Annotated in this window: 18 protein-coding genes and 1 pseudogene; 2 read left to right on the forward strand and 17 right to left on the reverse strand. The window is 68.8% G+C overall.

What is annotated here, in order from left to right; genetic code table 11:
* Positions 1 to 18: 18 nt before the first annotated feature.
* The 5 genes from ACIQOU_RS30120 to ACIQOU_RS30140 all read right to left on the reverse strand — a co-directional run bounded on the left by ACIQOU_RS30120 (position 19) and on the right by ACIQOU_RS30140 (position 2685).
* The gene (locus ACIQOU_RS30120; protein WP_401541594.1) at positions 19 to 531 is read right to left on the reverse strand and encodes a DUF6415 family natural product biosynthesis protein; all 513 of its coding nucleotides are present in this window, start codon (positions 529 to 531) and stop codon (positions 19 to 21) included.
* Positions 501 to 968 carry an ATP-binding protein gene (locus ACIQOU_RS30125; protein WP_401541596.1) on the reverse strand — a complete coding sequence of 156 codons (468 nt, stop codon included), beginning with the start codon at positions 966 to 968 and terminating at the stop codon, positions 501 to 503. Before ACIQOU_RS30125 ends, ACIQOU_RS30120 begins: the two co-directional genes overlap by 31 nt.
* Complete coding sequence (locus ACIQOU_RS30130; RefSeq protein WP_401541598.1) at positions 965 to 1147, reverse strand: hypothetical protein; 183 nt, start codon at positions 1145 to 1147, stop codon at positions 965 to 967. The genes ACIQOU_RS30125 and ACIQOU_RS30130 overlap by 4 nt, the downstream gene beginning before the upstream one ends.
* Positions 1144 to 1383: a hypothetical protein gene (locus ACIQOU_RS30135; protein WP_401541601.1), complete on the reverse strand. Its 240-nt coding sequence runs from the start codon at positions 1381 to 1383 to the stop codon at positions 1144 to 1146. Before ACIQOU_RS30135 ends, ACIQOU_RS30130 begins: the two co-directional genes overlap by 4 nt.
* An 81-nt stretch (positions 1384 to 1464) precedes the next feature.
* A complete protein-coding gene (locus ACIQOU_RS30140) occupies positions 1465 to 2685 on the reverse strand; it encodes a helix-turn-helix domain-containing protein (protein ID WP_401541603.1) in 1221 nt (406 codons plus the stop codon).
* 176 nt (positions 2686 to 2861) lie between these two features.
* Between ACIQOU_RS30140 and ACIQOU_RS30145 the strand changes: the two genes are divergently transcribed.
* Positions 2862 to 3494, forward strand: coding sequence for an HAD-IA family hydrolase (locus tag ACIQOU_RS30145; protein WP_401541606.1), 633 nt, complete (start codon positions 2862 to 2864; stop codon positions 3492 to 3494).
* Positions 3495 to 3890: 396 nt separating this feature from the next.
* Here the strand turns inward: ACIQOU_RS30145 and ACIQOU_RS30150 are convergent, their stop codons facing one another.
* The 11 genes and pseudogenes from ACIQOU_RS30150 to ACIQOU_RS30200 form a co-directional block, all read right to left on the reverse strand.
* A complete protein-coding gene (locus ACIQOU_RS30150; protein ID WP_401541609.1) occupies positions 3891 to 4787 on the reverse strand; it encodes a terpene synthase family protein in 897 nt (298 codons plus the stop codon).
* Between the two features lie 27 nt (positions 4788 to 4814).
* Positions 4815 to 5930: a hypothetical protein gene (locus ACIQOU_RS30155; protein ID WP_401541612.1), complete on the reverse strand. Its 1116-nt coding sequence runs from the start codon at positions 5928 to 5930 to the stop codon at positions 4815 to 4817.
* Positions 5930 to 6160 (reverse strand): annotated as a pseudogene (locus tag ACIQOU_RS30160) (hypothetical protein); the annotation flags it as partial. The pseudogene ACIQOU_RS30160 and the gene ACIQOU_RS30155, both read right to left, overlap by 1 nt.
* Positions 6161 to 6824: 664 nt before the next feature.
* Positions 6825 to 7277: a hypothetical protein gene (locus ACIQOU_RS30165; RefSeq protein ID WP_401541789.1), complete on the reverse strand. Its 453-nt coding sequence runs from the start codon at positions 7275 to 7277 to the stop codon at positions 6825 to 6827.
* Complete coding sequence (locus ACIQOU_RS30170; protein ID WP_401541791.1) at positions 7274 to 7951, reverse strand: type IV secretory system conjugative DNA transfer family protein; 678 nt, start codon at positions 7949 to 7951, stop codon at positions 7274 to 7276. Before ACIQOU_RS30170 ends, ACIQOU_RS30165 begins: the two co-directional genes overlap by 4 nt.
* Entirely contained in the window at positions 7906 to 8253 is a 348-nt protein-coding gene (locus ACIQOU_RS30175; RefSeq protein ID WP_401541614.1) for a cupredoxin domain-containing protein, read from the reverse strand. Before ACIQOU_RS30175 ends, ACIQOU_RS30170 begins: the two co-directional genes overlap by 46 nt.
* A gap of 87 nt (positions 8254 to 8340) precedes the next feature.
* The gene (locus ACIQOU_RS30180; RefSeq protein ID WP_401541617.1) at positions 8341 to 9180 is read right to left on the reverse strand and encodes a ferritin-like domain-containing protein; all 840 of its coding nucleotides are present in this window, start codon (positions 9178 to 9180) and stop codon (positions 8341 to 8343) included.
* Positions 9177 to 9887, reverse strand: a complete 711-nt coding sequence (locus tag ACIQOU_RS30185) for a ferritin-like domain-containing protein (protein ID WP_401541620.1) — start codon at positions 9885 to 9887, stop codon at positions 9177 to 9179. Before ACIQOU_RS30185 ends, ACIQOU_RS30180 begins: the two co-directional genes overlap by 4 nt.
* A gap of 152 nt (positions 9888 to 10039) precedes the next feature.
* Positions 10040 to 11710 (reverse strand): nickel/cobalt transporter, encoded by a 1671-nt coding sequence (locus tag ACIQOU_RS30190; protein WP_401541623.1) that lies wholly within the window; start codon positions 11708 to 11710, stop codon positions 10040 to 10042.
* On the reverse strand, positions 11707 to 13035 hold the full coding sequence (locus ACIQOU_RS30195; RefSeq protein WP_401541625.1) for a hypothetical protein: 1329 nt from the start codon (positions 13033 to 13035) through the stop codon (positions 11707 to 11709). The genes ACIQOU_RS30190 and ACIQOU_RS30195 overlap by 4 nt, the downstream gene beginning before the upstream one ends.
* Before the next feature lie 85 nt (positions 13036 to 13120).
* The gene (locus tag ACIQOU_RS30200; protein ID WP_401541628.1) at positions 13121 to 14689 is read right to left on the reverse strand and encodes a DUF4331 domain-containing protein; all 1569 of its coding nucleotides are present in this window, start codon (positions 14687 to 14689) and stop codon (positions 13121 to 13123) included.
* Between the two features lie 909 nt (positions 14690 to 15598).
* On the opposite strand from ACIQOU_RS30200, the gene ACIQOU_RS30205 reads away from it, so the two are divergent.
* Positions 15599 to 17383 (forward strand): cytochrome c biogenesis protein CcdA, encoded by a 1785-nt coding sequence (locus tag ACIQOU_RS30205; protein WP_401541631.1) that lies wholly within the window; start codon positions 15599 to 15601, stop codon positions 17381 to 17383.
* A gap of 144 nt (positions 17384 to 17527) precedes the next feature.
* On the opposite strand, the gene ACIQOU_RS30210 is transcribed toward ACIQOU_RS30205, so the two are convergent.
* Complete coding sequence (locus ACIQOU_RS30210; protein WP_401541633.1) at positions 17528 to 18421, reverse strand: helix-turn-helix transcriptional regulator; 894 nt, start codon at positions 18419 to 18421, stop codon at positions 17528 to 17530.
* Positions 18422 to 18570: the final 149 nt, after the last annotated feature.

Genomic DNA, 18570 nt, shown 5'->3' on the forward strand with positions numbered 1-18570 from the left:
CTGTTCGTGCCCCAGTGATCAGCATTCGATCAGTCCGGTGACAAGGCCGACTTCCTCCAGGCCCTCGACCAGTTCGAGGGTGACTTGGCCCAGCTGCCGTAGGAGCCCCTGTGCCTGCCAAGGGTCGGTAGGAAGTTCTTCGGAGCGCAGCTCGCGGGCTCGGGCGATCAGGTCGGCAAGATCCGGATACTTCTCGTCCGCTTTATCTCGCAGCCCCCGGTTCACGAGCTGCATGAGGGCTCCTCGGAAGCGCTGGGCAAGATCCTCGGCATGGTCGTGCCCGGGTGCCGTCGTGCGGGCGTGGCTACGGCCGGACGTCCCCGCAGCGTGGTGACTGACCTCCCCCATGACCGTGTCCAGGGCGTCGAAAACGAGGTCCCAGTCCACCGGATTCCAGCGGTGCACCATGCTCAACACGTGCTGAAGGGCATGCGGATTGAGCGGCGGCGTCCAGGAGTCCGCTGGCACGGTGGGGTCCTTGATCCGAACTGGCATCGTCATCAGCTCGCCGTCAAACTCAGCTCGCACCACGTGGTGGCACCGCCGTCTTCGATGCCCCAGGTGCCCCGTTGTTCTTCGGCGATCGCCTTCACGAGGACCAGACCGCGACCGTGCTCGTCGGCGTCACAGGGTGCCCGCGGCAGGGCGTGACTGTTCGGGACACCGTCGTGCACGTCGATCCGGAGGAAACCGTCCCGTAGGGAGAGAGCCACCGTGACCCTCTGGCCTCCGCTGTGCACGATGGCGTTGGTGACCAGTTCGGACACGACCAAGGCGGCGTCATCAGCGATACAGAACAGACCGCGCGCGAGGAGGCAGTTCCGGGTTACCTGCCTCATGGCGCCGACCTGGAGTCTGTCTTCGAGCGGGGGGAGTTCGCCCGGCGAGCGCTTGGCGATGGGGAAGGCCTCCGCCACCAAGACGCCGTTGCGCATAGCGGGCAGGCGCTGCGACGCCTGGGCGTTCACCGCTCCGGTCCGATCTGGGTGGGGCTGTCGGCCGGAAGGTCGGTGAAGGTGAGCGGGTGCGACCGGCACCGCTGGCTGGGAACGCGTCGGAGCAGTCCGGCGAGGGCAGGCATCGGGGTGTTGGAGGCGTCAGCCAAGTTGCGGCGGCGCTCGCGATCTCCGGGAGTCCGTGCGGTCATCGAGCGTCACCTCCCGCGATGGGGAAGAGACCGCCGAGCTTTCCGTGCAGAGCAACCGCGTCATCGGCCGTCAGGACCAGCGGAACGACCACGGGCTTCGCGGCCCCCTCGTGCAGGTCGAGGGGGATCGCGAAGCGGCCGGCCTCCGTCGGCGCCACCTCGGCCTCGCGAGCAAGGCGGAGGTGGCGCCTGGCGGGCGCCGGGCCGGTGTCCGTCTGTACGTGACTTGTCGTCATGACCCGTAAACGTAGGGCCACTTCGAGGACTCATCCCTGAGAAAAAATCAGGGCTGAGTAACGCTCAGGGTCGGCATATGCCTATGCCGCGAGACCGATGTGCACGGCCACCGCGCGCAGGTCGTCGCGCCACATCGGCTTTTCACGCTTCAGCAGGTCGGCTACTGCCTCCCTGACCAGGGGAGAGAACACGATCTCCTCCGGTGACTGCTTCAACAGCTTCCCGAGGATGTGGACTGTCGCGTAGTCGTCGCGCTGGATGCGGTTGAGGTTCATTACCTCGATCAGGTAACGGGTCCGACGTTCGAGCGGTACCTCGATGTTGACCTGGACGTGATCGGCGGAGCGGAGCGCTTCGGCGGTGTCGCCCTCCTCGGCCTTCAGATGCACCTCGTGCATGGCGAAGTTGGTCGGTCCGAAGCAGGTGTGCCAGTGGTTCTGGTCCGAGCCGACTCGTTCCACGGCCTGTTGCGCACCGTGGTACATGTCCCAGGCCCGGGGCGCCTTGGCGGCGCGGACGGCGGCGACGGCGCCTTGCAGGTGCAGGGCGCCGTACGCCGACCAGTGTTCGAGGTTCGCGTCGTCGTGTGGCCGGCACTGGGCGATGGTCTGCTGAGCCAGTTCGTAGCTGTCTTCCACGTCGCCAGCGGAGGTGAGGACGCAGGACAAGCTCCACGCTGCTGCCGCGAGCAGGCCCGGGTCCCCGGCGTTGTCCGCGAGGGCGAGGCCGCGGTCGGCCGCGATACGCGCGAGGGTCAGTTCGCCGACTCGACCTAGCCAGATCTGGTGGAGGCTGTACAGACTGATGAGCTGCCGCAGGACAGCGCCCTCGTCCTCGGTCGAGGCATCGCGAAGAGCGGCATGCCCCTGTCGCAACAGGTTGGGAAGCCTGGCGCCTACGTCGCGATATCGGTCGGCAGCCTGCGTCTCGTAGACCTTCCATGCGTCCGCCACGGACAACTCGAAGTCCTCGGAACCGATCGACCCGACGCGTTGCGGAAGCAGGGAGGTGGGCAGGGACAGCGTCTGTCGGATGAGCGGTACGTGCTCGTGCTCAGCCCCGCCGGTGGCGATTCCGGACACGTAGCCGCCCGTCAGATCCGCTAGGTCGCACCGCAGTGCCTTGCTGAGAGCGATCAGGATCGGAAGCCGGTCCAAGGGCATCCGGTCGTTCTCAATCTTGTAGACCCAGTTCTCTGACCTGCCGATGAGGTCCCCTAGCATCTTCTGGGACAGGCCCCGGCGCTCACGCCACCACTTGATCCTCTGCCCGATGCTGAACAACTCTCCGTCATACGCCATGGGTTGACCATCCGTCGTAGTGGACAGGGCACTCGTGTCAAGCGTAGGCCCACGTACGTTGGAGAGCGGTGATACTGATGGTCTCTCCCCCTGGGGAGGGCCCTCAACGGTTGCTCTGCCGCTGTGACGGCCAGGGGACCAAGTACGCGAACGACCAGATGGGCAAGGAGGCCGCTTTGTCAGCCCCGTACCGTGGCCTGATCCTCGACTTCGGTGGTGTGCTCACCACCCAGATGCGACTGAACGGAGAGACGTTCGAGAGGTCGGAGGGACTGGCGCCCGGCGCGTACTTCGCGGCCCTGGAGGAACACCCCGACGGCGTCGCGATCTACGCAGCCCTGGAGGTCGGTGAGGCGACGCAGGAGGACTGGAACCGCGTCATCGGTGGCATCCTCGGCATCGACTCCACCGACCTGATGCGACGGGCCCTGGCCAACCTCCACCCCGAGCCCCAGATCGTCGCCGCCGCGGAGCGTGCCCGTGCGGCCGGGATCAAGGTGGCCATGCTCAGCAACTCGTTCGGGATCGAGCCCTACAACCCGTACGAAGACAAGGGCATCTGGACGGACTTCTTCGACGCGGTGATCCTGTCCGAGCAGGAGGGCGTACGGAAGCCGTCTCCGCTCATCTATCAGCGGGTACTCGACGCCTTGGAACTCACCGGGCCGGAATGCGTCTTCGTGGACGACTACGCGAGAAACCTGCCTCCGGCCGAGGCCTTGGGCATCCGCACGGTGCACCACACGACCGACCCCGCGAGTACGGCGGCCATCCTCGACGCCCTCCTCCTCGACCGGACCCCGGCCTGACCAGGCGGAGCGGCTTGTATCGCTGAAAGCCGGTTGCGCGTCGACCGAGGGACAGCAGCGGTTTTGGAGGAGCCCAGTACGGGGCTCCTCCAAAACAACCTTGTTAAAAAAGCCGGGTCGCATATCGAGTAACAGGTTCCAACGTGTGGATTTTTGTGAACTGGCCTCGGGGGATTTCTGAAATTGCAATACCTCTCGCTGGTTCGGCTAATAATTGTCTCCACCGAAGCGCGAGGAAGGTGTCCCGACGGTGCAGATCTGTGTTATGTGCGATCGCCTAAACACTGGCCTGCGTGCCCTTTCCCGGCCTATAGGCGGCGCCACTCGGGAAATCGTCCCGGAAATCGTCCCGGAAGCCGTCTCCGGCACGCTTCGACAGGACTCCTGTGGGTGCCTTCAGACTCCGATATGTGGGAGTGCGCGTAGGACTTGTGCTGATCCGGGGTAGCGCATGCCTGTCAGAATGAGGTGTGCGTCTAGGTTGCCGTCCACGAGGCCGGACAAGATAGAGGTGAATGGCGTTTGGGGTGCGTGGGCGAATTTTTCGACGATGCGAATGTATCGCGTGATGGCTGTGTCAATTGCGGTTTGCAGGTCGCCTGGAGACCGGGCGTGGAATAGGACCCAGTTGGATGTCACGTAGGCGTTAGCGGCTCCTATCCGTACTTCCTCCTCGTCCTTGGTGATGGACGCCAAATCGTTGACCAGGTAGATCGCCTCCACGGCGAGTTCGTTGAACTCATAGGCTTTGGACCCGGGGGTGGGAAAGGGCAGACCGCGGACAGTCCGCCAGCAGGTGACGTACGGCAGGTTGCCGATAGTCAGCCGCCGCAGGGCATGGAATTGCTCCTCGGTCATGGTGCGGACATCGTGCTGGGCTTCCGTGGCCAAGGCGGAGCAGAAGTCCGCAAGCGCAGTCGTGAACTGCTGGGTGTCCAGAGCCCGCTTATTCATCTCGTCCAGCAGCGCATGACACAGGACGCCGCACTCGCCACTCGCCGCCCGGTGACCACTGCGCAGTTGCTGCTCCAGATTGGCCAGTTGGTCCGTCGGACCGTCATCCACGCACAGGAAGAAGACGATGTACTTCCCGCCGAGCAGGCTCTCGTCCAGGGTCGCATCGGATGGTGCGCCACAAGTCTCGAAGGTGGCCGCAACGTAGGCCGTCTGGGCATGCCAGGCGGCGCCTTGCCCACAAGAGCACAGTCGGAGGGACCAGGCGAGCAGTTCCCGAGTGAGGTCACAGTGCCGCTGATTGATCATGCGGTACGGGGCGAGCAGATCGGTACTCATCGCGGCTCCTCAGACTGTGTCAGTGCCTTACTGGTCTGGCCGGTGTGTGGAAGGGCGGCGGCATGGCGTGGTGGGTTGTGAGGGGTGCAGGGCTGCGAGGGCAAAGAGAGTGGTCAGCTGCGGCGAACCGAAGTACAGGGGTACACGACCGAGGCGGTAGTAGGGGCGGGCGGGCCAGGAGCCATCCGGTCGTTGGTGGCGTACGAGAGTGGCGCGCCGTTCGTCTTGTGCGTGTGTGTGGGCAAGGTTGTTGGCCGCGATGGTCCGCAAGGCCAACTGGAGTGGATCACCCGCTGCCTCCTGGGTGGTGAGGTACGCCTCGCGTTGGACGAGGGCGGCACGCAAGGCGTCGGTGAGTGGGGCGGTGTGTGCGGTGGTGTGCAGGCACAGGCGCGATGCCGCGTGGAGGAAGGCGTCGGGTGAGGGGTAGTAGCGCGTTCCGTGCCGGTAGCGTCCGGAGTCGAGATGCTCTCTGACGTAGTCCAGGGTGGTTGCCATGGTCAGGCGGCAATTCTCGGTGAGCGCTGATGGTGTGGCCAAGCTCATGGTGTGCAGGGCATTGGCGCAGACGACGGGGTCGTGCTTGCGTCCCCTGGGTGTGGCGCCCGGCTCGGCCCCATCGTCCCAGTAGACCATCACAACCCCGGGATGCAGGCCGGGGTGACGGCCCCTTTCGGTGAATCCCGTTGCGGGCGGGGCGGCTGCGTCGGCCAGTTCCCGCACGACGGCATGCAGTCTGTGCCGGGGCATGGCGCCATGCGCGGACAGGCCGCTGGCGGCGTGAGCCGTACAGTCGGTATCGGCGGCGAATTGGCTGACGGCCGGGAAGAACCGGAACCTGTGCTGCCAGCGGCTGTTGTCGACCTGCCGGATCAGCGCAGCACCAGCCGTGGGACTCAGGCAAGCTGTCGGCAGCACTGACAAGGCGAGCATGGCCGAGAACGCCTCGTCTGCCGGACTGAACCCCAGGTCGATGCCGAACTGTCGCAGCACGCGCGCGCGGGCCTCGGTGCCTGAGCAGCAATGGTGGAAGAGACAGTCGGTGGCAAGCTGGGCAGCCGGCATACCCCTGCCTTCGACCTGGTGGGAGAGGTAGCTCAGCCCCCGCTCGATTGCCTCTTCGGTCTTGCCCCGGCCGTTCACGTGGTGTCCGTCTGGTCGTCATGGGCGGTCAGTTGCCGAGGACGGGTGTCGGCGGCGCCAGCGGCCAGAGCGATCTCCGCGAGGCGGACGGAGTTAGAGGAGTTCAGGGAGTCGACGACTATGAGCAGGTCAACCTGGGCGGCGGGCTGTTTCACTGCCGTCTGGCGGTTCTGTGTGGCGTAGCAGATGTCGTCGCTGGACGGGGAGATGAGCTGCGAGAACTTCTGCTTGTCTTGTGGCGGACGTAGATGGGGGCCCCGTACAGTTTCAGAGTTTTTCGACGGTCTGGATGGAGCGTAGGGACGCCTGCGCAGAAGCCACGGGGGCTAGCGAGGAGGACCCTGGCAGGAGGCTTCATGATGTGCGCTCCGTGGCCAGGCTCACGATGCGGCGGAGCGAGACGTCGTAGAGCGGTCGGACCGGCGCGTCCGTGTGGCCAGAGCGGGGATTTCACCGGCCGGTACGGCCCGTACCGCCTGCGGTCCGGTCAGGTCGGCTGAGATGGGCCGGGTCGGCGTGGCGACAGTCATCGGGATCTTCCTTCGCCGGGGTCCTGGGCAGGTGTGGTCAGAACCAACCCGGCGTGCGGTGCCCGCAGTTGGAGGCAGGCGGGAGCCGGGTACAACAAGTGCACCACCCGAGCCTCGGGCCGTACAGAGGGCTGAGGCGGTGGATGTGCTGCAACCGATGCACTATTGCGCGCTTGCGAGATGCGGGCGGGGCGGTCCGGCAGGTCGGAGCCAGGGAGGGTAGAGATGCCCAAAACCCCCAACGCTTACCTGCGGACCCAGCTCGTCGGCTCTCCCGGAAGCAGAGTGACGGGCCCGACGCTCTAGTTGGAAGGTCTGGCCCCTGGTGAAGACCACGTCGAGGCCGTCATCAAGGCGTCACCGGTTACTCCGGCCAAGCTGCTAGTTGGAACCGGGAACTGCGTTCCTCGTGGCGCCCGACTCGGCACTCGTCGCCGGCCTTGCCGAGCATCTTGTTCATCCGGAGAAGGAACCGGTCGTACTGTTCGTGCCAAGTCACCGTTGACGCTGCGTCGTTGTACGCGTCGGCCCTGGCGAAGGCGAACGCCGCGATCTCGTAGGCGAGATGGTGGTGCTCTTGCCAGCAGGGCGGGATCACGTCCTGGGGCTGCCAGGCGTATGTCTCGTTGAGCCAGCGGCAGACGGCGTCCAGCCAGGCGGGCATCGGAGCCGCCAACTCGGCGGTCAGGGCGCCGAGATCCCACGGTGCGGGTCCATCGGCCACCGACTCCTCGGCGCTTCGTTCCGCGAGGTACTCCAGGATCGGCGCGGGCGGCTCGGGGAAGGGCGTGAAGCGGGCGAGGGGGGTGCCGGTCATGCGGCAGCCGCCGCCTGATTGTTCGTCCATGCGCCGGCGTGCGCCTCGGCCTGGTTCTTCTTCGTGGCGGCCTGCTGTGAGCGTGTTGCCTTGTTCGCTGTTCGGAGGTCGTGGACGTGGCTTTCGATCTCGGGCCAGGAGTCCCAGGTCCACATGCCGTCGAGGCGGGTGACGACGGGTGCGAGGTTGTCTGCGAGGAGCAGGGCGTGGCCGTCGGGGAGTGCCCTGATCTCGTCACCGCGAAGAACCGGCTCCAGCGCCGTGTGCGTTGCGGTCGAGTGACCGCCGTGGTCGCCGCCGGTCGTGGTCCTCGTCGTGCGGACGCGTTCGACCTGACCGCACAGGTCGGACATGTCCTTGAGGAACGCGGGGTCCTTCGCGCCGCCGAACACGACGACGTGGTTGGTGAACGATGCCAGCTCGTTGGCCGTGTCCTCACCGAAGCGGGCGCGGGCGGACGCCCAGCCCTGGAGGCCGTAGACGACCGTGATGCCCCGGCCCCTGCCGTCTGCCACCCACTGGCGCAGCGAGGGGATCGGCGCGATGTTCGGCGCCTCGTCCAGGGCGGCGAGGAGGGGCGGGTCGAGGCGCCTGGTTGCTGTCGGCTTCGTGTGTCCTGCGTGTGGGGTCAGGTCACGGTGAGGGTGCCCTTCATGTACTGGTGGATGGTGCAGATGTAGGAGTAGGTCCCGGCGGTCTTCGGGGCCGTGAAGGTCTTTGTCCTGCCCGCCCCGATGTCGCCGGTGTCGAAGGTCTTCTTGCCGGTGGCGGTCACGGTGTGGGTGGCCGAGTCGTTGTTGGTGACCGTGATCACGGTGCCGGGTCCGACCGTCAGTTTCGCCGGGTGAAAGGCGAAGTCCTTGATCTCGATGTGGTTCGCACCGGACGGCGACGCGCTCGCCGAGGAACTGGAGCTGGCACTGCCGGAGTTCGAGCAGGCCGTCAGCGCCAGCAGCAGACAGGCGATGCCTGCCACCGCCGGACGGCGACGGCGGACGCGGCCAGAGGCGTACGGAAGGCCCCCTCTCCCCTCGCCCTCTCTCGTTCTTCTCACCCTCACACCTCACACCGTCAGGAGGCTCGGCTTGGCGGCCGAGTTGACGGGCAGGAAGGCGTCCGGCACCGGGTACTGGCCGAGGACGAAGTGCAGGATCGCCGCGTGCATGGCCTCGACCGGGGCAATGGTCGCCGCGGTGCTGACGCCCGCGATGCTCTTCACGTGGGCGGTCGCGTAGAGGTAGGTCTGCGCGGCCTGGTCCTCCAGCCGCAGGGCGAGCTTGGCAGCCGCGCCGACGCTGGTCGCCTTGCCCAGCGTGGCCATCACCTGGTTCTGGTCGGAGAGCGGTACGTCGTGGATGGCGGGCTTTCCGGCGCCGGTGAGCACGGCGTTCCACGCCTTCGCATGGTCGGCGTGCTGGGACATCGCCGTCGTGACGAAGGTGGCGACCGCGGGCGGCACCTTGCCCAGCTTGCCCGCCTTGGCCGCCGTCAGCGTGGCCCGGTAGGCGCCCACTGCCTGGTTCTCCAGCGCGACCGACAGGGCGACCAGCTGGAGATCACCGGTGTATGTGCTCCCGGAGGAGGAGCCGGACGGCGAGGGGGACGCGCTGCTGTCCGCGTCCAGCGCGGCCGCCGAGGTGTCGCCGCCCCCGCCCGAGCAGGCGGCCAGCAGGAACGCGGCCGCACCGCCACCCGCGCCGAGCAGGAACCGGCGCCGGTCCGTGGCGGGACGGCCTGGGCCCTGGACGCCGTCGGACCGGGTCCTGATCTCCTCGGCCAGCTCCGCCGCGCTCGCCTGCATGGCGGGGAGCGTCTCGTGGTGGGCCTCGGTCATGTCGTCGGTGAGGCGGGCGAGCTGGTTCTCGGTGATCGGCAGTTCCCAGCCGTCCTGTGTGGCGTTCACTTCACGGCTCCTTCGGACACCGGCGAGGCCGATCTGGTCGGGTAGAAGGCGTTGGGGAATCCGACGTTGCCGACCTTGGCGGGCAGTTTGGCGACGTCCGTCGGGATCGCGATCAGGCTCGCGTCGTTCGAGGCCAGCAGGGACTGCACCGCGAGCAGCGTCGCGCGGTGCTGGGCCTCGACGGGAGCGACCGACGCGAACAGCTGCCGCAGGCGGGGGTCGCCGACCTGGCCGACGTTCTTGGTGTAGGTCTGGGCGGCGACGTCCTCCAGGCTGATGGCCAGCCGTACGACGTCGGCGGACGTGCGGAGGCCCGGCAGCGCCTTCTTCACGACGGCCGCGTACTTCGGGTCGGGCTGGTGCTGCGCCTTCCCGCCGGCCTGGGCCACAGCGGCGTTGAACGCCTTCGCGTGCCCCTGGTGCTGCTCGGTGGTCTTGCTGATGAACGCGACGATCGTCTTGTTGCCGTCCTTGATGAACGGCAGCCCGGCAGCCGCCTGGTAGACGCTCACGGCGAGGTTCTCCAGCGACGCGGCCGTCTGGAGCGCCATCACGTCGGTCTTCGATCCGGCTCTCGCTCTGGACGGCGCGTCGTCCGCGAAGTCGTTGAGCGCGCCGTGCGTCAGCCGCAGAGCATCACTGTTCAGATCCTGCGACTGCTCGGTCAACATCTCCAGCAGTCGGGAGTCGATACGGTCCTGTCCCATCACGCCCCGTCTCTCAAAGGCATCCGCCCGGCGGCGGCCGCTCTACCACCAGGGTTCGCCGCATCCGCGCATTGAGGGGCGTTTTGTTCGGCCGTACGAGCTACCGATTGCTTCATAGGGTGACTTGGCAATTACGGAAAGTGTTCGAAGTGTCAGGCGGACCCTGTGATCGCTCGGGCAGTGAGGCCGAGGCCGACGAGGACGACCAGGAGGGCCGTCGCCAGGGGGCCCACGCGGGCGAGTACGCGTACGGCGCGGTGGCGGCTGTCGGACGGGGACGTCAGGTGCGCTTCGACGCGTTCTCTCAGGCGCACCAGGACCAGGCCGACGAGGGTGAGGGTCGCGGCCATCCCGAGGCCGTAGGCGACGACCAGGAACACGCCGAAGACGGTCCTGCCCAGGGCCACGGCGCCCAGGAGAACGACGAGGGCGGACGGGCTGGGCACGAGGCCGCCGGCGATGCCCATGCCGATCAGGCCACCCCGGCCGAGGGGGCGGTGATCGGCGTGCCGGTGGCCGGGAGGGGCGACGGGGTCGGCCGTTCTGAGGAGAGTGGCCACGCCGACGGTGTCTCCGGGCGGGCGCGGGGCGGGTGGGGTACGGCGTCTCGGGAGCAGTTCCGTGAGGCGGCGGCCGGGGTGTTCGTGGCCTCCGTGGGCGTGGTCGCCGTGATGGTGATGGTGAGCGTGTCCGTGGCTGTGGTGGTCGTGGCCGTGGCCGTCTCCGTGATGGTGATGGTGGCCGTGGTGGGGCCGGTTGCGCAGGGCGCCGGTGAGGAGCCAGCCGCCGATGCCGGTGACGATCAGGCCGCTCGCCGCCCCGAGCCAGGTCAGGACGGTTTCGCCGGCCAGGTGGGTGGCCGCCGGGAGGGCGAGCCCCAGAACGAGCACGCCCGCGGTGTGGGTGAGGGTGACGGTGGCCCCGACGGTGATCGCGTCGCGCCGGGTGCCGCGGCGGCCGGCGAGGTAGGACGCCATGACGGTCTTGCCGTGTCCGGGGAGCACGGCGTGCGAGGCGCCGAGGACCAGGGCGAGGAACAGGGCCGACAGCCCGATGGGCAGGGTCAGTTCGTGGGCGCCGACCAGCGAGTCGAAGACGGCCGACGTCTTTTCCAGGAGGCCGTTGAACCATCCGCTGCCCGGCAGCTCCGCCCTGCCGGTGTCCGCCGCCCCGTTCGTGCCGGGTCGGCAACTCACGTGCCCGGCACGCTGGTTCAGCGGGTCGGCCGCCGGGTCGCGGGGATAGTGGCGCAGCTCGTCCGTGGGAGAGACGGCGGGCAGGTCGGTGCCGGAGAGCTGGACGCCGTCGCCCCGCACGGTGATCTCGCGCCAGCCGATGCGCCGGGTGTCGTAGCTGGTGCGCAGGTCGAGGCCTGCGGGGCGGGACAGTGTCGCCGGGGCGCTGTAAGCGCAGCTGAGGCGGCTGGTGTCGAGCCCTGCCTCGCCGCGCTCGTAGGTGAGAGCCGAGGCGCCCGCTGTCCACGCGACGGCGTTCTCACCGACGGCGACGTGGAGTTGGCGGGTCAGCGCCGCGCACCTGGCCCCGGCGTAGGCCCGCCTCTCGTCGGCGGAGACCGAGCCGTCGTGATCGGCGTCGATGAGAGGACGTTCCTGGAGGGTGGAGATCTCGGCCCGGTCGACGATGACCTGGGCGTCGATGCGTCCGGGGTGCAGGGTGAGGCCGGTGTGGTAGTTGACGGTGAAGTTCCCCAAGGGGTGGGCCGGGGAGTGGGCCGGTACGGCGTGCGCCGGGGTGAACGCGCCGGCTCCGGCCAGGGCGATCGACGCGGCGGTGAGGGCGGCGCGCTGAAGGGTGTGGTTCATGGGGTTCTGTCGATCCGCTGGAGCAGGGCACGCGCCTCGGGGGCGTGCAGGGGGTGGAAGTGGGGCTCGGTGCGCAGGGCCGTGGTGAGGTCGGCGCCGGCGGCGGCGTCGTCGCCGAGGGCGTGGTGGATGACCGCGCGGTGATAGCGGAACAGGGCGCTGCGGGTGCCGAGCGCGAGGGCCAGGTCGGCCTGGCGCAGGGCTTCGCGGTCCCGTCCGGCCCGGTGCAGCGCCCAGGCGCAGGCGTCGTGCACCGCGATGAACTTCCTTGTCCTCAAGGCCTGTTGGGCCATCGTCACGGCCCGGGAGGGGTCGCCGTGGTCGGCCTCGAAGAGGATGGCGTCCGTGTCGGCGGGGACCCGGACCGAGCGGCGGATGGTCTCCTGGCCGCGCAGGACCGCGTACGAGGCCTCGGCCTGGTCGTCGTCGCCCAGGGACTGCTGGAGTTCGCCGAGGCCGAGCAGGTAGTGCGGGAGCGGGGCGACGGCGATGGCGGCCCGGTAGTCGGCGACGGCCTGCCGGGTGCTGCCCAGGGCGGTCCGGGCGCGGGCGCGGGCTTCGAGGAGGGCCGAGTCGCCGGGCGCGTTCCGCAGTCCCGACTCGGCCTCACGCAGGGCCGGTCGGGGGTGGCCCGTCTGGAGGGCGAGCGCGGACAGGACGGCGTGCGCGAAGGACCGTTCGCCGGGGGTGGAGGCGGCGTCCAGCGAACGGCGCATGAGGGCGACGGCCTCGTCCGTGCGGCCGCGCAGTTCGAAGGTGTAGGAGGCGCGCGCCAGAGCGGGTGCGTCCGGGCGCAGGTCGTTCATGCGCTGAACGGCCCGGTAGGCGGCGGGGTACTGGCCGAGCTGCGTGTGGGCGTCGGCGAGGACCCCGAGTGCGACCGGGTCGTAGGGGTCGCTCGTGGTCGCCCGTCGGGCCCAGGTGAGCGCCGCCGGGAAGTCGTGGCGGGCCGCCGCGAGCGCGCCCATGCCGGTCTGCGCGCCGGAGTTGTCGTCACGCTGGAGGGCCAGGGAACGGTTCAGGGCCTGCTCGGCGCGCGTGTAGGTCGCCGGGTCGGCGGTGGTGCGGGCCCGCTGGACATAGGCCATGCCCAGGGCTGCCCAGCCGCCCGCGTCCTCGGGCAGGTGCCGGACGCGGGCCTGAAGGGCGCTCAACGAGCCCCGGGGCGGCGGGTGTTCGGCGGCTGCGGGGGTGGGCTCAGCGGCCGGGGCCAGGCCGAGGGCGCCGACGGTGAACAGGGCGGCGCCCAGTGTCAGGGCGACGGCGGCGCCGCGCAGCCGACCGCCGGTGCGCGTGGGGGGCGGTGCGGGGGCGGGTGTGTGCATGGGGGTACTCCCTGCCGGTGAAGCCGGTGCCCGGCCCCGGGTCGCGGGGGCCGGGCACCGGCGAAGAGCCTCGCGGGCCGGGACGTCAGCTGGTCTTGTCGCGGCGGCGCAGTCGCCAGCCGCCGACACCGAGCATCAGGGAGCCCAGGACGCCGATACCGGCCGCGTGGGACGTCGTCAGCGCCGACCGCTGTACGTGGTCGCCGCCGGAACGGCCGTTCACGGACTTGGTGTGGGGCAGCGCCAGGTAGGGGAACGACCCGCCGAAGGGGACGTCGTTGGCGTCGACCTTGTCGCCGTCGGCCAGGGCGGGGACCAGCTTGCCGGTCTGCGCGGCGCCTTCGACGGCTTGCAGCGAGATGTCGATGACGTCGTCGGTGAGGCGGCGGCCGTTGGGGAATCCGGCCAGGTCACCGGCGAGCACGCCGAGCCGCTGGGGCCTGGCGGCGGGCGGCACGGCCATGTTGAGGCGCAGTTCCTCGGCCGGCACGATCCGCTGGAGGCTCGCGTCCTTGTTGAGGCGGTGCGCGTTGAGGTCGGCCTTGATCGGGCCGCACGCCTTGCAGAGGCCGGTCAGGTAGATCTCGGCGAGGTCGTCGCGGGGCGTGGCGGGCGCCGGGACGCCGTAGACCTTCTGGATCAGCTTGGGCAGGATCGGGTCGTAGACCTTGTCGACGACCGGCTTGACGGTGCGGTCCTGGTCGGGGTTGAGGGTGTTGAACGCGTCCTTGTACTTCAGCGGGACGACGACCTCGTTGACCAGCGGGTTGCCCAGCCGTGAGACCTGCCGCCAGGTGTCGTGCCGGGTGCGGGAGTCGGCGACCTGGACGCCCTTGCGCTCGGTCGTGGACCAGACGCCGATGACCGGGTTGCGCGCGGCGCTGCCCTTGAGGGCGAGCTGCTTCTTGGGGATCTGGAGGGCGACGGAGTTGACGTTGTAGCCCGCCAGGGTGTCCTGCCCCCGTTCGGACAGGTTGCCGCCGTAGAGGAGGTCGAAGACCCGCAGGTCCGCGAAGAACGGGTCGTCCGCCTGGCCCGCGAACGTCTTGCCGCCGCCGGGGAGGTCGCTGACGGCCTGGGCGCGCAGGGCGCCGTAGTTCGGCATCGACGCCGGGCCCACCCGGGAGGGCGCCACCGGCACGTTCGACCGGACGACCTTGCTTCTGCCGCCCTCCGTGACCGTCAGGTCGTAGACCTGGCGGAAGTTCAGGTTCGGGTCGGTCAGGGAGGTGACCGGGCCGGTGTTGTAGAGGAACTGGTTCGCCGCGTCCCGGACCTCGTTGCGGAAGCGCCAGGTGTAGGTGACGTCCGCCGTGCCGTCGCCGTCGTTGTCGATCTTGATGTGGTAGCGGGCGTCGTCCGCGAAGGCGTAGAAGTTCGGGCCGCCGTTGGGCTCCTCGAACGGAATCCAGTTCGCGACGAGGGTGACGCTGTCGGTCTTGTCGGGGCTGGTGAACGCGTACACGTCGGTGTTGTCCGCGCGCGGGTCACCGGCGATGAGGGGTGCCTCGCGGTGGCTGGAGGCCTGGCTGACGCCCGGGGCCAGGGTCAGGACGCCCACCGCGGTCGCCAGGGCGCCGGTGCCGAGTGCCAGCAAGGAGTGGTCCAGGACCCGCCGTGAACGTGAACGGGGCCCGGTGGTCGTTGCCTTCACGACATTCCTTTCAGGGGGGAGGGGTGGAATGACGGTCGGCACCGCGGCGAGCGGACTCGCACTGTTCGGGACGGCAGGAAAGGCAACGGGGACTGCCGGCCCGGAACACACCACCGCGCAGGACTGCGCAAGCGGAAGGTAAGCACGCTGACGGACTCCACGGAGGCGGGGTTCGTTCTCGCAGGCGCACCTCGCGAAGTGCCCTCACAGGAAACGCACAGGCCGGGGCGGGTCTGTGAGAGCTGTTCTCACGCTGATTTTCGATTCCGACACGATGGAGTCCGCTGGGCCGAACGAGGAGGTCGCCGCCGCTGCGGGGGAGCGCGGGGTGAGCAGGCCGGGGGTGCGTGTCCGGTGCGGCGTCGCACGGGTTGGGCGCGCGCGGCTGGGAGCAGCCCAGGGACCCCGGCCATGGCGGGAACGGGGGCGCTGCGGGTGGCGGTGCCGAAGCCGCCACCCGCGCGGACCCCCTCGTGACTGCCGCTCCCGGACCTGGCCGTGTGCCATGCCATCAGGACCGGTCAAGAGGGTCGTCCAGCCCACGCCGCCCCGTAAACGACGGTGGACTGGAGCTGTGGAACAGAGCCCCTTCCGTGGACACTGCCACCGGACACACGGCATGTGCCCGGCTCGGGACCCGGCTGAGGCGGGCCCTCATCAGTCACTCCGGTACCGCGTGCTCCACGGATGGGTCGGGGGCTTCTGCTTCGCTCGATCGGACGACGGCTGACCGGCATCGTGGGGCCGAGGGCACCTTGCTTACCGCCCTGCGCAACGGAGTCCGGTGTTCTCGCCCCCCTGGCGTCTGGGGTGTTGAGGGCGCCCTTGACCAATCCAGGTGGGTGGATGGGCTCGGATCAGTGATGAGCGAGCCGGGTGGGCCGGCGCTTACTCCGGAGGCTTAATCGCATGGTCACTTTGATTCTGATCGGTCTGCTGGGAGGGCTGATCACGGCCGTGTCCCCGTGCATCCTGCCGGTCCTTCCGGTGGTGTTCCTGGCGGGAGCCCCGGGCGGCCAGACAGGCGCGGGGCCGCCTGGTGAGGCCAGGTCCACCGGCGCCCAGAACGGCGACGGGGCTACGGCGCTGCCGGGTGATGTCCTCGTCGCCGATCCGGCCCCGGCCGTGCGTAATCGGCGGCCGTATGCCGTCGTGGCGGGCCTGGTGCTGAGCTTCAGCTTCTTCACCCTGCTCGGGGTGACGATCATTTCCGCACTGGGCCTGCCCGACGACATCCTGCGGTACGTCGGACTGGTGATGCTGGTCCTGATCGGTCTAGGGCTCGTGTTCCCGCCGGTGGAGCGGTTGTTGGAGAAGCCGTTCGCTCGGATTCCGCAGCGACAGGTCAACAAGGAGGGCAGCGCGTTCGCCCTGGGCCTTGGCCTGGGCCTGCTCTACGTCCCCTGCGCGGGTCCCGTGCTGGCGGCCATCACCGTGGCCGGCGCTCGTGGTGAACTGGGCCTGGACGTCGTGGCGTTGACCCTCTCCTTCGCCCTGGGAACGGCCCTGCCGCTGCTGCTGTTCGCCCTGGCCGGACGGCGCGTGGCCGAGCGGGTCGGCGCCTTCCGCAAGCGGGCCAGGAAGCTGAGGATCGTCGCGGGATGCCTGATGATGGCGCTCGCACTCGCCTTGGCCTTCAACGTCACCGACGCGATCCAGCGGGCGCTTCCGGACTACACCTCGGCGGCGCAGAAGAAGATCGAGGACAACGACGTTGCCCGGCAGGAGCTTTCGGGTCTGTACGACAATTCCAACAAGGAGCTGTCACGCTGCGAGGACGGCGTGGACGAGCTGCGTTCCTGCGGGCAGGCGCCGCCGATCGCCGGTATCTCGAAGTGGCTCAACACCCCCGGCGGTCGGCCGGTCGACCTGAAGCAGGAGCACGGCAAGGTCGTACTGATCGATTTCTGGACCTACTCGTGCATCAACTGCCAGCGCAGCCTGCCGTACATCGAGGCGTGGAACCGCGCCTACAAGAGTGCCGGTCTTGAGATCATCGGGGTGCATTCGCCGGAGTTCGCCTTCGAGAAGAACGCCTCCAACGTGGCAGGCCAGGCGCGCGAGTTGGGAGTCACCTACCCGGTGGCGCTCGACAACAAGCTGACGACCTGGAACAACTACCGCAACCGGTTCTGGCCCGCCAAGTACCTGATAGACGCCAAGGGGACCGTGCGCTACTTCACGTTCGGCGAAGGGCGGTACGCGCAGACCGAGGACTTGATCCGCACTCTCCTCAAGCAGGCCGATCCGGACGTCCAACTGCCCCCGAAGACAGGCCAGAAGGACCCACAACTCACCAAGGACCGCACTCCGGAGACCTATCTGAGCAACCACCGCATCAGCGGCTATGTCGGCGACCCCCTGCTGGACAACAAGCCCAAGGCCTACCGCTTCCCGACCGCGATCCCGGTCAACAGCCTTTCCCTGGACGGGACATGGACGGCCGGATATCAGTACTTCACCGCGGGGGAGAACGCCCGCCTCGCCTTCACCTACCGGGCGAAGAACGTCAACCTCGTCCTCGCGGGTGAGGGAACGGTCACCGTCCTGGTCGACGGCAAGACCGTGAAGACGATCCCCGTGGCGGGGACACCCACCCTGCACCGGCTCGTCGACGAGAGCACGGCCCGCACCGCGCATCTCGAACTCAAGGTCACACCCGGCATCCAGGCGTACTCCTTCACCTTCGGGTGAACCGGCCCCGGCCGGACTGCCTTTCCGCCCCAGGACGCATCGGCGCCTGGGGCGGGAGCCGTTCATCGAGTGTGGCCGTGCTCCAGCTCCAGTTCGCGCTTGAGGTTGCGTGACGCGCGTGCCCTCACCGGCCGGCTCGAAGCGCTACTCCTTCCAACTCCCCGACTGCCCGGCGGCCTGCGGTCCCTGCGCGCCCCGGACGCCACCGACGACTTCGGCGGGTTCGGTCTGTGCGAGTGCGGCGAGGAGTTGCAGCTTCTCGTCGCTGTCGCTGTCCTTGTCGGGGTAGTAGACGACGAGGATGACGTCGTCGATGGGGAGTTTGTCGCGGTGGAGCCGCAGTTCACCGACGACGGGGTGGTGGACGGTGGTGGTGCCGCCGTCGAGGCTGCGGACGTCGTGTCGGGCCCACAGGGTGCGGAACCGCTGACTGGACAGCGCGAGCTCTCCGACGAGTTCGACGAACCGGGGGTGGTCGGTGTCGTCCCCGATGGTGGTGCGAAGAGCGGCGATGAAGCCGGCGGCGGCTTCGGCCCAGTCCTGCTGAAAGGCTTGTTCCTCGGGATCGAGGAAGAGGGAACGGAGCCGGTTCTGGCCGGGCCGCAGGCGCGGGGAGAGCGCGACGGCCATGGGGTTGGAGGCCAGGACATCGAACGCACGCCCTTCGACGAACGCGGGAATCCGAAGGTGGGCGAGGAGCTGGTGCACCCGTGCCGGTACGTGCTCGGGCCGCTCGCGGCGCGGAGCCCTGGGGCGCGCCGCCGTGAGGCCGAGCAGATACGTCCGCTCGACGTCGTCGAGGCACAGGACACGCGCGAGTGATTCGAGGACCTGAGCTGAGGGGTTCTTGTCGCGGCCGCGTTCCAGTCTCAGGTAGTAGTCGGGGCTGATTCCGGCGAGCAGGGCGACTTCCTCACGGCGCAGGCCGGGCACGCGGCGGTTGCCGCCGGGCGGGATTCCTGCCTGCGCCGGGGAGATCAGCTCGCGCCGGGCGCGCAGGTAGCCGCCGAGCCGGTTGCCGGATTCCGCACCCTTCATACCGACACCGTAATGCCCTGTGCGTGACGCAGAGGGGCCCTGGCAGGACCAGGGCCCCGCCACACCCGGCGGATTCCGTCAAGACTGCCATGGCAGTGTTCTGCGAGGGACACGGAACATCACTGGACGCGCCGCGCCTGAACCCCGTC

This window comes from Streptomyces sp. NPDC091279, from assembly GCF_044757465.1.
Taxonomy (GTDB): domain Bacteria; phylum Actinomycetota; class Actinomycetes; order Streptomycetales; family Streptomycetaceae; genus Streptomyces.